This window comes from Catellatospora sp. TT07R-123 (genome assembly GCF_018327705.1).
Classification (GTDB): domain Bacteria; phylum Actinomycetota; class Actinomycetes; order Mycobacteriales; family Micromonosporaceae; genus Catellatospora.
In genome coordinates this window covers 2,193,580-2,207,954 of sequence record NZ_BNEM01000002.1, presented here as the reverse complement: position 1 = coordinate 2,207,954, position 14,375 = coordinate 2,193,580, and the positions used below count along the sequence as shown (strand labels likewise).

Annotated in this window: 14 protein-coding genes; 5 read left to right on the top strand and 9 right to left on the bottom strand. The window is 74.4% G+C overall.

What is annotated here, in order from left to right:
• Positions 1-82: 82 nt before the first annotated feature.
• The 4 genes from Cs7R123_RS29875 (at position 83) to Cs7R123_RS29860 (ending at position 3,545) form a co-directional block, all read left to right on the top strand.
• A complete protein-coding gene (locus Cs7R123_RS29875; protein ID WP_212831360.1) occupies positions 83-538 on the top strand; it encodes a hypothetical protein in 456 nt (151 codons plus the stop codon).
• 503 nt (positions 539-1,041) lie between these two features.
• Positions 1,042-2,202, top strand: coding sequence for an acetyl-CoA C-acyltransferase (locus tag Cs7R123_RS29870; RefSeq protein WP_212831359.1), 1,161 nt, complete (start codon positions 1,042-1,044; stop codon positions 2,200-2,202).
• 130 nt (positions 2,203-2,332) lie between these two features.
• Positions 2,333-2,518 carry a hypothetical protein gene (locus Cs7R123_RS29865; protein WP_212831357.1) on the top strand — a complete coding sequence of 62 codons (186 nt, stop codon included), beginning with the start codon at positions 2,333-2,335 and terminating at the stop codon, positions 2,516-2,518.
• A gap of 58 nt (positions 2,519-2,576) precedes the next feature.
• On the top strand, positions 2,577-3,545 hold the full coding sequence (locus Cs7R123_RS29860; RefSeq protein WP_212831355.1) for a GNAT family N-acetyltransferase: 969 nt from the start codon (positions 2,577-2,579) through the stop codon (positions 3,543-3,545).
• Between the two features lie 16 nt (positions 3,546-3,561).
• On the opposite strand, the gene Cs7R123_RS29855 is transcribed toward Cs7R123_RS29860, so the two are convergent.
• From Cs7R123_RS29855 to Cs7R123_RS29820, 8 genes are all read right to left on the bottom strand, one after another.
• Positions 3,562-3,744, bottom strand: a complete 183-nt coding sequence (locus Cs7R123_RS29855; RefSeq protein WP_212834657.1) for a DUF4236 domain-containing protein — start codon at positions 3,742-3,744, stop codon at positions 3,562-3,564.
• A gap of 49 nt (positions 3,745-3,793) precedes the next feature.
• Positions 3,794-4,717, bottom strand: a complete 924-nt coding sequence (locus tag Cs7R123_RS29850) for a PfkB family carbohydrate kinase (RefSeq protein WP_212831354.1) — start codon at positions 4,715-4,717, stop codon at positions 3,794-3,796.
• A gap of 29 nt (positions 4,718-4,746) precedes the next feature.
• Entirely contained in the window at positions 4,747-5,724 is a 978-nt protein-coding gene (locus tag Cs7R123_RS29845; RefSeq protein WP_212831352.1) for a hypothetical protein, read from the bottom strand.
• A 115-nt stretch (positions 5,725-5,839) separates the two neighbouring features.
• A complete protein-coding gene (locus Cs7R123_RS29840) occupies positions 5,840-6,700 on the bottom strand; it encodes a hypothetical protein (protein WP_212831350.1) in 861 nt (286 codons plus the stop codon).
• A 136-nt stretch (positions 6,701-6,836) separates the two neighbouring features.
• A complete protein-coding gene (locus Cs7R123_RS29835; protein WP_212831349.1) occupies positions 6,837-7,868 on the bottom strand; it encodes a S66 peptidase family protein in 1,032 nt (343 codons plus the stop codon).
• A 62-nt stretch (positions 7,869-7,930) separates the two neighbouring features.
• On the bottom strand, positions 7,931-8,275 hold the full coding sequence (locus Cs7R123_RS29830) for an Imm51 family immunity protein (RefSeq protein WP_212831344.1): 345 nt from the start codon (positions 8,273-8,275) through the stop codon (positions 7,931-7,933).
• 177 nt (positions 8,276-8,452) lie between these two features.
• A complete protein-coding gene (locus Cs7R123_RS29825; protein ID WP_212831342.1) occupies positions 8,453-9,022 on the bottom strand; it encodes a hypothetical protein in 570 nt (189 codons plus the stop codon).
• Complete coding sequence (locus tag Cs7R123_RS29820; protein WP_212831340.1) at positions 9,022-9,687, bottom strand: reprolysin-like metallopeptidase; 666 nt, start codon at positions 9,685-9,687, stop codon at positions 9,022-9,024. The genes Cs7R123_RS29825 and Cs7R123_RS29820 overlap by 1 nt, the downstream gene beginning before the upstream one ends.
• A gap of 163 nt (positions 9,688-9,850) precedes the next feature.
• Here Cs7R123_RS29820 and Cs7R123_RS29815 point away from each other — a divergent pair, with 163 nt between their 5' ends.
• Positions 9,851-10,273, top strand: coding sequence for an NUDIX hydrolase (locus tag Cs7R123_RS29815; RefSeq protein WP_244872485.1), 423 nt, complete (start codon positions 9,851-9,853; stop codon positions 10,271-10,273).
• On the opposite strand, the gene Cs7R123_RS29810 is transcribed toward Cs7R123_RS29815, so the two are convergent.
• A complete protein-coding gene (locus tag Cs7R123_RS29810; protein ID WP_212831337.1) occupies positions 10,263-14,294 on the bottom strand; it encodes an AAA domain-containing protein in 4,032 nt (1,343 codons plus the stop codon). The two genes, Cs7R123_RS29815 and Cs7R123_RS29810, sit on opposite strands and share 11 nt — an antisense overlap.
• Positions 14,295-14,375: the final 81 nt, after the last annotated feature.

The window sequence follows — 14,375 nt, the reverse complement described above, 5'->3', positions numbered from 1 at the left end:
CGCCCGGCCGCGCCGAGCGGCCGCCGCAGCCTCCACCGTTGGGCCGGTGGTGCCGCGGTGTGGATCTGCCACCATGTCGGTCATGACGAACATCGAGCCCGACGCATCGCCGTCGACCGCCGTCCGCGCCGTACGCGCCGCGCTCGCCGCCCTGCTGGCGACGGCGGTGTGGATGGGGATCGCGCTGGCGCTGGTGCGCCTGCAGGGCTGCGTGGGCGGGATGGAGTGCCTCGGTGACGCCCTGCTGATCATCATGGGGTGCCTGCTCGCCGCCGCGGTGAGCATCTGGCCGCTGCTGCGGCTGTTCCGGGTACGGCCGGCGTGGCCGGTGGCCCTGGTCGGTCCGGTGCTGTTCGTCTGCCTGACCGTCGTCGTGGTCCGGTACGAGCTCGCCGCGCGGCTGCCGTGGGTGTGGGTGGTCGCCATCGAGCTGGCGTACCTCGGCGCTGCGGTCCTGATGGACCGGCGCGTCAGCCGCGTCCTGCGCATCGGGATCGTCGTGCTGGCCCTGGCCGCCTTCGCCTCCCGCGCCTTCTGACCTCCCCACCCCCTCACCGCGAGCCGCCGGTGCCCGGTCCGGCGTCGCGCCTCGCCACGTTCCGCGCCGCGCCGGGCCGCGCCGGGCCGCCGGGCCGCGCCGGGCCGCGCCGCGCCGGGCCGCGCCGCGCCGGGTCGGGCCGCGCCGCGCCGGGTCGGGCCGCGCCGCGCCGGGTCGGGCCGCGCCGCGCCGGGTCGGGCCGGGCCGGGTTGGGCTGCGCTGAGATCGCTGATTGCGGTCACTATGTGCGCTCCAGCCACGTGTTCTGGCCGCCAACGGCGATCATCGCGGCAAGATCGGCGCCTGCGGTCGAAACCTTCGCGCGCTGCCCGCCGGCAGGTTGGTTGATCACGGTGCCGGGGTGGCGACACACCGTCGAACCCGTCCATAAGTTCATGATCGACCGGGCGGGTAGGCGGGTGGGTGGGCGACCGGGTGGGGCGTGGGGGTGGGGGATCGGTGGCACCCGGGTGGGGGCGGTTACCGCGCAGTAGGCTTCGGGCATGCGTGATGCGGTGATCATCGGTGCTCTTCGCACGCCTGTGGGGCGGCGTAACGGCGGCCTGTCCGGCGTACATCCGGTCGACCTGGCCGGGCAGTTGCTGGAGGACCTCGGGGACCGGACCGGGTTCGACCCGGCCCACGTCGAGGACGTGATCCTCGGCTGCGTGTCGCAGAGCGGCGAGCAGTCCTGGAACATCGGCCGCAACGCGGTGCTGGCGGCGGGCTGGCCGCAGACCGTCCCCGGCACCACCCTGGACCGCCAGTGCGGTTCCAGCCAGCAGGCGGTGCACTTCGCCGCCGCGACCGTGCTGTCCGGCCAGGCCGATTTCGTCGTCGCCGCGGGCGTGGAGTCGATGAGCCGGGTGCCGATGGGCTCCTCGGTCGGCGAGCTCGGCGTGCCGTACGGCCCGGCCGTGCGCACCCGCTACGCCGGGGTCGAGGGCTTCGCCGGGGACGCGCCGGTGCCGTTCAACCAGGGCGTGGGCGCGGAGATGATCGCCCGCAAGTGGGGCTTCTCCCGCACCCGGCTCGACGAGTACGCCCTGGCCAGCCACGCCAAGGCGGCCGCGGCCAGCGACGGCGGCCTGTTCGCCGCCGAGATCGCCCCGGTCGGCGACGTACACGCCGACGAGGGTATCCGCCGGGAGACCTCGCTGGAGAAGCTCGGCCAGCTCGCCACCCCGTTCCACCCCGAGGGTGTGGTCACCGCCGGGACCGCTTCGCAGATCTCCGACGGCGCCGCGGCCGTGGCCGTCACCACCTCGGCCTGGGCGGCCGCCAACGGATTCGCCCCGCTGGCGCGGATCCACACCGCGGTCGTCGCCGCGGACGACCCCGTGATCATGCTCACCGCGCCCATCCCGGCCACCGCCAAGGCGCTGCGCCGGGCCGGGCTCACCATCGCCGACATCGGCGCGTACGAGGTGAACGAGGCGTTCGCCCCGGTGCCGCTGGCCTGGCTGGCCGAGACCGGCGCCGACCCGGACCGGCTCAACCCGCGCGGCGGCGCCATCGCGCTGGGCCACCCGCTGGGCGCCAGCGGCGCCCGGCTGATGACCACGCTGCTGCACCACATGCGCGACAACGGCATCCGCTACGGCCTCCAGACCATGTGCGAGGGCGGCGGCATGGCCAACGCCACCATCCTGGAACTGCTCTAACCGCAGTGTCGCGCCGACGGGTGCAGAGCAAGGCCGTGGGGGCAGAGCAAGGCTGGGGGTGCGGAGCGAGGCCGTGGGGGCAGAGCAAAGTCGACGCGGATCGGTCCGCCCGGCCGCCCGCGCAACCGGAATGCAACCCGTATCGGCGACCATGGGCGCGCGGGTGGACCGCAGCTGCCTGTCGGTCTGGACACGGGGGTGGACCGCCGCCGTCGGCTGCGACCCGCACGCGGTGGTGCGCCGGCTGCGGGTCGAGGACACCAGCAGCCCGGCGCGCACCCGGACGCCGCTCACCTCCGGTTGCCCCGCTCCATGACCTGCGACTGGAGCCGGGTCGTTGGCACGGATGGCATCACTGCGCTAGAAAGCCATCCATGGACGTGACGCCGTTCGACGCCGCCCAGGCCGACCACGACACGGTCGCCGACTGGCACCGGGTGCACGCCGCGGCCGCCGCGGTCGACGACCCCGACCACCCGCACGTGCCCGCGGCGGCACTGGCCGCACGCCTGGCCGCCCCGCCGCCGCAGACCCGGGCGCTGCACTGGCTGGCCCGCGACGGCGACGAGCCGGTGGGCACGGCGACGCTGTCCCTGTCGGACCGGGAGAATCTGGGCTGGGGTTTCGCCGAGGTGGTGGTGCACCCGGCGCACCGGCGGCGCGGCCACGGCCGGGCGCTGCTGGCGGCGGTGCGGGAAGGCCTGACCGCGGCCGGTCGCGGCACGCTGGTGTACGACGTCGGCGCGGACTCGGCCGGGGCGGCGTTCGCGGCGGCGGCCGGGGCACGGCACGCGCAGACGCTGTGGGAGTCCGAACTGGAGCTCGCGCGGGCCGCCGACGAGCTGCCCGAGGAGCGGGAACCGGCCGGCTACCGCGCGGTGCGCTGGTCGGGTGCGGCCCCTGACGAGCTGGTCGCGTCATACGTCGCCGCCGCCGAGGCGATGGCCGACTCGCCCGACGGCGGGCTGGGCTACCAGGTGGCGCCCGGCAGCGTCGCGCACACCCGCGAGGTGGAGCAGTGGTGGGCCCGGCGCGGCTGCCAGCTGCGCACCGTCGCGGCGGTGCACGAGGGCAGTGGGGCCGTGGCGGGCCTGACCGTGGTGGCGGTCCCGCTGCTGCACCCGCAGCTGGCATACCAGGAGGACACGGCGGTGGTGCCCGCGCACCGCGGGCACGGTCTCGGCCTGTGGCTCAAGGCGCGGATGGTGCGGTGGCTGGTGGCCGACGGGATGGTGGTCCGGCGCATCCGCACCACCACCGATCCCGCCAACACCCACATGCTCGACATCAACGCCCGCCTGGGCTTCCACCGCACCCGCGTACGCGAGCAGTGGGTGGGCTGACTCGGAGCGGGCCGACTCAGCTCTTCGGGCTCTTGTCCTGCTTCCAGGACAGCGGACCGGGCAGGTCGACGCGGTGGGCCCTGGTCTTGGAGTTCCACGACCAGCGCCCGATCTTGAACGTCCACGACGACAGGCCGTTGCGCGTGAAGTTCAGGCGCAGCGGGCCGATTCTCATGACCTTTCGGAACACCAGACTCATGCCTGCCATGTAACCGCTCCCGCACCACTCCAAACCCGGCCCGTCCACATCAGCCGGTGGCGTCCGCACCAGCCCGTTTCCGCAGCGTGGCAAGGTCGAGCGGGGCCATCTCGGTGGCCGGCACGGTGCACGCGTGGGCGCCGCACAGCGTGGCGAAGCGCACAGACTCGGCGGTCGGGGCGCCGGACAGCCAGCCGTACAGGAAGCCGCTGACGAACGCGTCCCCCGCGCCGTTGGAGTCGACCACCGGGGCGGGCGGTGCCACCGCCGCGAACCGGACCGGCCCGGTGGCGCCGCGTTCGAGCACGTGGCCGCCGTCGGCCCCGGCCGTGGCCACCACGACCCGGGCCCGGCCCTGCTCGATGATGCGGCGCAGCACCGGCTCGGGGTCGTCCAGCGCCGCCGCGGACAGGAACACCACGTCCGCGGCGAGCGCGAACGCCTCGTGGTACGGGTTGTGCCCGTCCCAGTTGTGCAGGTCGGTGGAGACGGTGACCTCGGAGTCAGCCAGCCGCGCCAGCGTGTTCGCCCCGGGATGGGTGATGCTGACGTGCACGTGCCGCGTGGCGGCGGTGAGGCGGTCCAGCAGGTCGGCCGGGAAGTCGGCGGTGCCGTCGCCGCGGCCGACGTCGTACAGCGACAGGCGCCGCCCGTCCGGGCCGACCAGGTTCACCGCGCGCTTGGTGCCGCCGGGCGACGGCAGCGCCGTGAACGGCACCCCGTGCCGCTCGTGCAGCCGCCGCACCAGCTCGCCCTCGTGGTCGTCGCCGATCGCGTCCAGGTGGTGCGTACGCAGGCCCAGCGCGTGCAGGCCGAGCGCGACCGCGTCGCCGGTGTGCCCGGCCCGGGTGGTGATCGCCGGGACCATGTAGCTGTCGGCGTACGGCAGCGGCAGGTCGGGGGTGTAGACGATGGTGTCCACCCCGGCGCCGCCGAGGACCAGGACGTCGAGGTCGGGTGAGGCATGGTTCATCGGCGCAGGCTAGCCGCCGATCATGGACGTCACGGCAGCGGCACCCGGTAGATCCCGTCCTGCGATACCGACGACACCCACAGCTGCCCGCCCACCACCGCCGCGTCGCCGTTGGCGGCGTCGCGCAGCGGTCGCGCCCCGCCCAGCACCGTACGCCGCAGCTCGTGCGGTGCGGCCGGGTCGGTCGACAGCTCCACCAGGGTCGGGCCCTTCGTCGCCACGACGAGCAGGCGGTCGCCGGCGGCCAGGATCGCGTCGGGCTCGCCGGTGACCGCGACCCGGCCCAGGACCCGCAGGCTCGCCGCGTCCACGGCCAGCACCTCGTCGCCGCCGGTGCAGGTCACCCACACCACGTCGCCGCGCACCAGCAGGCCCTGGGCGCCGTCGCACAGTTTCGGGCTGGTCCGCGCCCGGCCCGACGCCTCGACCCGGGTCAGCGTCCCGGCCTGGTACGACGACACCCACACCGCACCCGCGCCCACCGCCGCCAGGCGCGGCCCGCCCGGAACCGGGACGTCGGCCAGCCTGTGCCCGGTCCGGTCGAAGCGGCTGAGCGTGTTCGCGTCCTGGCGCACCAGCCACACCGAGCCCAGCCCGACCGCGACCCCCTCGGGGCCGTCCGGCGCGGGCACGTCGACCTTCACTGCCCCGGTGGCGGTGTCGACGCCGAGCAGGCGGCCGTGGCGGAACACCGAGACCCACAGCAGGTCCCCGTCGGCGGCCAGGCGCAGCGGCGTACGTCCCACCGCGACGGTGCGCACCACGGCCCCGGTGGCCGGGTCGAGCTGCACGACCGCGTCGCGGTCGGCGCTGGCCGCCCATACGCCGCCGTCGGCGGTGACCGCGAGCCCGATCGGCGAGTCCACCGCGACGCCCGGTCCGGCCGGCGCGCTCGGCGAGGGAGAGGCCGCCGGGGGCGGGGTGTGCGCGGGCTCGGCGCAGGCGGCGACCGCCAGCACGGTGACGGCCAGCAGGGCGGCGGCCGCGGTGAGCGTACGACGGAACATGCCGACCAGCCTGCGGCGTCCCGGACAAGACCGGGCCGCGCCCGGACGCCGGTTCGATAACAGCTACCGCGCCAGGCTTACTGTCCTGGGCCCGGCGGGACCAGGTCGGCCAGGCTTACTGTCCTGGGCCCGGCGGGACCGGGTCGGTCAGCGCCGTGGCGGCGCCCGCGACGGCCGCCGCCTGGCCGGTGCGCCCGCGGTAGCGGCGGCGCAGCCACTTGGCCACGCCCAGGATCGACACCCCGAACGCGCTGAGCAGGCCGCCGATGCCCAGCAGCACCTGCCAGGCGGTCGCGCCGGTCGAACTCCACCAGTACGTCGAGGTGCTGGCGACCGGGAAGCGCAGCGTGAAGACCTGGTCGGGCATCAGGTTCTCGCCGGAGTCACCGGCCAGGGTGGACACCACGAACGTCAGCGTGTAGTCACCCGGTTCGTCGGCGCGCACGTCCCAGATCCAGTTGGCCGTGTCGTCGGCGGCGACCACGGGCTGCACGGCGTTGGAGACCGCGTCCAGCTTGCCGGGCAGCTGCGACGACAGCCGCACCCGGATCCGGGCACCGGTCATCACCTGCGGCAGCGGCGAGGCCGAAGCCTGCGGCGACGCCTGCGCGGACGCGCCGGCCGACGCCGAGGCGGCCGGGCTGGGCGCCCCGATCGGGCCGCAGGCCGTGGACATCGGCCCGCAGATGGTCGCCTTCACCTGGTACGTCGTGCCGACCTCGGGCGCGTCCGGCCCGTCGAGGTCGATGTGGCCGGGAGCCAGCTTGGCCCGGTCGGCGGCGATCTGGTCCTGATAGGCGACCTGCACCCGCTGCGCCTCCTGGGCGCCGCCGGGCATGGCGGTGTTCGCCTCGGGCTCGGCGGAGCACCCGGCCAGCACCCCGAGCGCGGCCAGCACCGTCAGCAGCGCCGGCGCGCCGTGCCTCCGGTTCGCCCCGCCCCGCCCCGGCGCCGCCGCGCTCCGCCTCGCCTGCATGCCAGTGTCCTCTCCGGACTCGTCCCCGCTCGCCGAACGGCGTTCAGCCTACGACGGCGCCTCGGCGGTCAGGGTCCCCCGCCCGGCTGTCATTGCCGAACTGCAACCGGCCGGTCGCCGACCCGCGACCGGGGCGTCAGTAGTAGACGCTGACGCGCCGGGCGATCGCGTCGACCCGCACCGGGTTGCCGATCGGCACGATCAGCTGCGGGTCGGTGTGGCCGACGTCCAGGTCGAACACGACGACCGCGCCGGGCGCGTACGCCTCGACGGCCCGCAGCACCGCCGCCCGCTGCGCGGTCCGGTACGCCGCCTTGGCCGCCGCGTCGTTGCGCTGCCCGAAGTTCCAGGCCTTGGCCCGGCCGACCAGGATCGCGGCGAAGCGACCCAGCAGGCCGCGCTCGCCCATGTTGCGCAGCATCCGGAACACCTCCTCGTCCGGCGGCATCTCCTCGGAGGTCTCCAGCAGCAGCACGTGCCCGGCGAACGCCTCGGCGGGGCCGACCCGGTCGGCCTGGAGCAGCCACGAGATGATCTCCAGGTTGCCGCCCCAGCACGGCCCCTCGACGGCGGCGGCCGGCCCGTGCCAGTGCCAGCCGCCGGCCGGCTCCATCCGCGGCGGCCGGGTCAGCGCGGCCGGGTCGGCCCAGTTCAGCGCCTCGTCGCCGGACTCGGCGGCGGGGGAGAGGTCGTACCAGCCCTCGGTGAACAGGGCGGCGCGCAGGCTGTCCATGCTGGCCGGGTGCGCCGAGCCGCCCCGGCCGAGGTGCATCATCACCGACCCGCCGTGATAGGACACCACCCCGGCGTGGAACAGGGTGTTCAGCAGGTTCGTGTTGTCGGAGAAGCCGAAGAACGGCTTCGGGTCGGCTCGCAGCACGGCGGGGTCGAGGTGCGGCACGACCGTGATCTGGTCGTCGCCGCCGATGGTGGCCAGCACCGCCCGGACGGACGGGTCGGCGAAGGCGGCCTCGATGTCGCGGGCGCGCTCACGTGCGGAAGCGCCGGCCGCGCGGGTGGTGGGGAACTCCACCGGCACCAGGCCCAGCTCGTCGCGCAGCCGGGCCAGGCCCTGCTCGTACACGTGCGGGAAGTGCGCGGGAGCGCCGTATGACGGGGACAGCACCGCCACCCGGTCGCCGGGGCGGAGCTTGGGGGTGCCGACCATGGCCGGGCGGGCTGTTGCTATGGCCGGGACGCTAACCCAGGGCGCGCCCGGCCCGCACGGCATTAGTCGAGCAGGCCCTGCTCCTCGGCGCGGGCGATGGCGTCGGCGAGCACGTCGAGGTCCACGACGGCCTCCCGGATCACCGCGACCACCTCGAGCAGCGGCTCCTCGCTCGCGGCGGTGACCGAGAACGTGCCGGTCTCGGAGTCGAACTCGATCTGGTCGAGGATCTCGGGCACGCGCTCGGCGAGCATCACCTGGACCACGCCCTCCCAGGCGTAGCCGTTACCTTCCCAGCCCTGCTCGTCGAAGATGTCGACATAGTCATCGAAGTCGTCGAAGAGCAGGCTGTACTCACCGGATTCGTGCTCAATCAGGCGGCACGGCGCGAAGTCGTTGCTCGACATGTTCGCGAGCATAGGCGCTTGGACGTGCCGCTGATGTTTCGCCGAAGGGCCGACTTTGCCTCGCCCGTTCGGCTGAAACCAGCGCTCAAGCCCCCTTGGCTCCGTGCTGCCGTCCCGGCGTGACCCACACCACGCCCAAGATCGGCCGAGTCGCCCGGGGACGGCCCGGCCGATCCGCTAGCCGGTCTCGGCTGCGTTCAGCGCCGCGACCGCCTGGGTGACCGTCACGTCGGCGGCCGTACGGTCGAAGCGCAGCAGCGTGTCACCGTCGACGAAGAAGAGCTCCTCGACGGTGGCGGCGGTGACCCCGGGATCGATCTGCGCGGGCGGGGAGACGAACAGGAGCAGCTCCATGCCCGGCCGCAGCGTCACCGGGTCGGGCTGGATGGCGCTGACGTACTTGCGGTCGCCCTCCACGCCGCCGAAGATCCGCACGGCCAGATCATCGGGGACCGGTTGCCGCCAGCCGTGGTCCACGGCCAGATGCACCAGGCAGTACGGATACCGGATGCTCTCGCCGTCGTGCCAGCGCACCGGGTCGATCGCCACGATGCGGGCCCGCACCGCGGCCGGTAGGTGGTCGTCCGCCACGAGGTCGGCGAACGGCCGGACCGGCGGCGGTTGCAGCGGTCCGACCCCGATCAGGTTGCTGAGCTGCGGCTCCTGCGACGGGGCGGACGTGCACGCGGCGACCGCGCTCCAGAGGACGGCGAGCGCGGCCAGCGCGGCGAGCCGGCGTGACCTCATCAGTAGAGGAAGGCCATCGCGGCCTTGTCGTCGGAGTTCGTGGTCCACTTCTTGACCCACGTGACGTTCATGACCGACGCCTTCTCGGCGTCCGTCATGCTGCGGTTGGCCGAGCCGGAGCAGTTGCCCTGCCAGGGGTGGGCGAGTCCGTTGGCGTGCCCCATCTCGTGGGTCACCACGGTGCGCACGTCGGCGACGCGGCTGGCCTGGTTGAGCGTTCCCGTGGTGTTCCAGCTCCACTGGTTGCTGAGGTTCACGTACGCGATGCCGTGGTTGACCGACAGCGGGTCGAGGTTGGACGTCCAGGCCGGAGTGTTGGCGGGGATCCCGTCGTTGGCCTGGATGTTGTAGTAGCGGACCGCGGTGCCGTGGCCGCCGGCGGGCGGCAGCGGGCCGGTCACGCGGACCGGCGCCGAGTAGCTGAAGCCGGAACCGGAGATGCCGTTCCACTGCTGCCGGGAGGAGTCGATCGCCGACGTCCACGCGGTGGGCACGGTCGCGGCGGCGATGTAGACGCCCTGGGACGCGGACGAGAACTTGCCCCCGCCGCACAGCTGCTGGAAGGTCATGTACGCCCCGGCCGGGGCCTGGCCGACCAGCGTGACCGCTGCGGCGACCAGGGACACCGTGCCGGCTGCGGCGATCCGGCGCACGAGTCGATTCATCGAGTTCCCCTCGTGAAAAGGACAGAGGGCGCCACGGTATCGACACGTAGCAGTATTTGCATCAGTTGAACGGCGGAGGGACCCGAAAGCCCGATGACCGGATTAAGTAGGACGGCCATCTGTCCGGCCGCGCCCGGACATGGCAGGCTTTTGTGTCGTGACTATGGTCAGGCAATGGCAGCGGGTCTCGGCGTACGGTCTTGCGCGCGAGGGTGACACCGTGCTGCTCGTGCAGATCGGCCGCAGCTCGCACGGCGACCTGGGCAAATGGATGCCGCCCGGCGGCACCATCGAGCACGGTGAGCATCCCGCCGAGACGGTGGTCCGCGAGTTCGCCGAGACCACGGGGCTCCAGGTGCGGGTGGACGGGCTGCTCGACGTCGGCTCCGACCACCGCGAGCTGGCCGGCGGCCTGGACTTCCACGGCGTCTTCATGCTGTACGCCGTGACCGTGCTCGGCGGCGACCTGCGTCCTCAGCCCGACGGCACCATGGTGGAGCCGAGCTGGCACCCCTCCGCCGAACTCGACTCCATCGCCATGCTCGACGCCGTCCGCGACGTGCTGCGGGCCGCCGTCAAGAAGTAGGCCGCGCCCGCCTGACGGCCGCGCGGATCGACTCGGTGACCCGGGCGGTGCGCCTGGGCACGTCCAACGCGGTCGACGCCTCGGCCACGACCTCGTCCTCCGTGCGGTTGAGGCCGTCGCTCTCGATCCAGCGCACCAGCTCCACCAGCGTCTCGTCCGGAAGGTCGGCGACCGGGACGTCCTTGGGCAGCTCGGGTCGCGGCAGGCGGCGCGGGGCGGCGGTCATCAGCTGCACGGTCACCGCGTCGGCCAGCTGCTGCGGTCCGGGCAGGTCGGAACCGGACACGGCCAGGTCGTACGCCGCCCGCGCCTTGGCGATCTCCACCTCGCGCTGCCGGGCCCAGTCGGTCGACCAGATCCGGTGGAACCGCCAGCCCAGCCGCTCCAGGTGCTGCTGGCGCAGCCGGTCGCGGTCGCGCACCGTCGGCGAGGCGTGGTACGTCGACCCGTCGGCCTCGATCGCCAGCACCGGGCGGCGGGGGTCGGCCGGGTGCACGGCCGCGAAGTCGATGCGCTGCCCGCCCACGCCGTGCCGGGCCGTCAGCGGGATGCCCGCGTCGGTGAGCCGGGCGAACACGTCGGCCTCGAACGCGTTCAGCGCCGCCGTGTCGGCGGCGGCGGTCTGGCGGGGGCCGCCGGCGGCGGCGTACTCCAGGAAGTCGCGCAGCATGACCGCGCCCGGGGCGCGCAGCTTCGCCGGGTCCAGGTCCAGGTGGCTGAACGAGCTGACCACGGTCATCCGCCGCCGCGCCCGGGTGATCGCCACGTTGAGGCGCCGGTGCCCGCCCTTGGTGTTCAGCGGCCCGAACCGGTACAGCACCCGCCCGTCCGGGCTCTTCGGGTAGCCGACGGTCAGGATCACCGCGTCGCGCTCGTCGCCCTGCACCCGCTCGATGTTCTTGACGAAGAACGGCTCGTGCCCGCTCTCGGCGAAGAACGGCTCCAGCTCCGGCCGCCGGACCAGCGCCCGGCGCAGCGCCGTGTCGACGCGCTCGGCGTGGGTGATACCCATGGTGATCACGCCCAGCGACTCGCCCGGCCGCTGCTGCGCGTGCGCCAGGATCAGCTCGACCACCTTGCGCACCTCGGCGCTGCTGCTCTCCAGGTTCGCCGGGACCGCCGCCGCGGCGGCCGCGGCCACCGCGGCCGGGGAGTCGGCGTCGGTCGGCTGCCCCGACGCCGCCGCGGCGGCCAGCGGGTCGGCGACCAGCACGTGGCTGATCCCGTCGCCGATGTCCGCCCCCGGGAACGTGGTCAGCGCGTTGCCGCTGGGACCGTAGATGTGCGCGTTGGAGAACGCGATCAGCCGCTCGTCGCGGCTGCGGTAGTGCCAGGCCAGGTGGCGCACCTGCGGCAGCGGCAGGGTGTGCGCGAACGCCTGGAGCAGCGACTCCACGTCGTCGGACAGCGCCGTGCCGTCCTCGCTGTCGGACAGGCCGCTGTCGCCGCGGCTGAAGAAGTCCGTCGGCGGCAGCTGGTGCTCGTCCCCGGCCACCACGACCTGGCGGCCCCGCATGATCGCGGTGACGCCGTCGACCGGCTCGACCTGGCTCGCCTCGTCGAAGATGACCACGTCGAACAGCACCCGCGCGGGCAGCACCTGGCTGACCAGCAGCGGGCTCATCGCCCAGCACGGCTTCAGCGCGGTCAGCGCGTCCGGGGCCTGCTCGAACAGGCGCCGGATCGGCAGGTGCCGGATCTTCTTCGCGGCCTCCCGGCGCACCAGCTGCTGCTGGTCGGGGTGGGCGTCCAGCACCCGCATCATGTTCAGCGCGGACAGGTGCCGCACCCGCTGCGCCGCCGAGGTGATGTGCGCGGCGTCGGCGACGTGGAACCGGTTCACCGCCGCGTGCAGGGCGGTGCCGTGGAACGCCGACAGCTCCGGGTCGGCCAGGCGCACCTCGTCCAGGATCGAGCTGTGCCAGGCGTGGTCGAACGCCGCGCCGGCCAGCCCCGCGTCGGACCCGCGCCCGGCCAGGTCGTCCAGCAGCCGGTGCGCCTGCCAGCGCACCACCTGCTCGGCCAGCTCGTTGCGGCGCGCGGTGTGCAGCAGGTCGGTCTGGTCCAGCGCCAGCCGGTCGAGCTCGGTCTGGAGCGCGGCCAGGTCGTCGGCGTCGACCGGGACGTACGCCCGCAGCCGGTCGATCAGCCCGTCGACGCGCGCGGACTCCGCCACGGTCGGCGCCAGCGCCGGATCGGTGCGCGGCGGCTGCCCGTCCAGGCTGACCACCCGCCACCGGGCGAGCTGGTCGGCGGCCGCCACCAAGGCCTCGTGCAGCTGCGCCGGGCCGGGGCGGCCGCCGCCGCGCCAGTGCCCCCGGATCTGCTTGACGGTGCGGCGCCGCGCCCAGAAGCCCAGCCCCTCGCGCTGGTCGCCCTCGGCGGTGGCGCGCAGCCACAGCGGCAGGTCCGCGCCGTACACCGCAGCGTCGAAGCGGGTCAGGGTCGCGCCCACCTCCGACAGCAGCGTGCCCATCTTGCGGGCCGAGCTCAGCGTCGCCGGGGCGGCCAGGCCGAGCCGGGCGGCCAGCGCGGCCAGCTGCGGGCGCACCCGCTCCAGCGCCGGGGCGGCCTCGCCGGCCAGCGTGTACGCCTCCTGCGCGGCGGCCCGGTCGCGGAACACCGCCCGCACCCACGGCCCCGGGCCGGGCTCGGCGGCGAACGCGCCCAGCTGCGCCAGCTCCACGACCGCGGCGCGCAGCCGGGGCGCGGCGTCGGCGTCCAGGGCGGTCAGCAGCTCGCCCTTCCAGCGCTGCCGGGTGGCGGCGGCCGGGTCGGTGCCCAGCAGGCGCGCCTGGAGGTCGTACGCGGACAGCCCCCACGGCTGGTGCACCGCGTGCAGCGCACTGTGGTGGCGGGACAGGGCGGTGCGGGACTCGACCAGGTCGCGGTCGGTCTGCTCGGTGGTCGGCCGCGACTCGTGGCGGGCCCGCTGCAACCGGGAGTCCAGCGCGCGGGCCAGCTCGCGGCGGCTGGACTGGTCGCCGTGCAGGTTCTGCACCAGGTCGGACAGGCCGACGTGGGCCAGCCGGTCGAGCACGGCGTCGATCGCGGCCCGCTTCTCGGCCACGAACAGCGCCGTACGGCCCCGCGCCGCCAGCGCCATGATCATGTTGGCGATGGTCTGGCTCTTGCCCGTCCCCGGCGGCCCCTTGACCACCAGGTGGTGCCCGGCCACCGCCGCGTTCACCGCGTAGCTCTGCGACGAGTCGGCGTCGAGCACCAGGAACTCGTCGGACGGGGCGACCTGGTCGGGCTGGTCCACCGCGATCGGGTCGGCACCGTACAGCGAGCTCAGCGCGTCCGGGTCGCCGGCCAGGGCGGCGATCACGTCGCTGTCGGCCAGCAGCCGCGGGTGCTCGGTGATGTCGGTGACCATCGGCAGCTTCTCGTAGAGGAAGGTGCCCGCCAGCAGGTGCGGCGCGACGGCGAACCCGGGCACGTCCTGCGCGGCCTTGCCCAGGCGCTCGAACAGCGGCGCCGGGTCGTACACGCCCTCGGGCAGCGCGTCGAGCAGCTCCTCCGGGTCGACGGCGAGGCCGTGCTCCTTGGCCAGCTTGAACAGCAGCACCGGGTTGACCGTCGGCTCCGGGTCGGCGGTCAGCGCGAACTCGGTCTCGGCCGCCGAGGTGGTCCGGATGACCAGCCGGTGCAGCAGCACCGGGGCCCGCGGCGTACGCCCCTGCTCGTGCCAGGTCGCCAGGCCGCTGGCCAGGTAGCCGGCGTCGACGCCGCGCTCCTCGGCCAGCGTCCGCATCCGGGTGCGGATCGTCTTGGCCCGCCGCAGCGCGTCGGCGTGCGCGGGCTCCTCGGGGAACAGCTGGCGCAGCGTGACCTGCCGCCCGGCGAGCAGCATGGTCAGCGCGGCCGGGCTGGCCCCGTCCAGCGGCAGCGTCCCGGCTTTCAGATCGCGGTAGTACGCGAGCTGGTTGCGGCCGGAGTCGTCGATCAGCGAGTCGGCCCAGCGCCGCGCGGCCGTGGCGACGTGCGGCCGGGCGATGGGGGAGACGGGCACAGTCACCGCCCCACCATCGCATCCCCGCGCACCCCGCACCAATCGCACCACCGCCCCGCGGGTCAGGAAGGGCACCTTCTACCACGT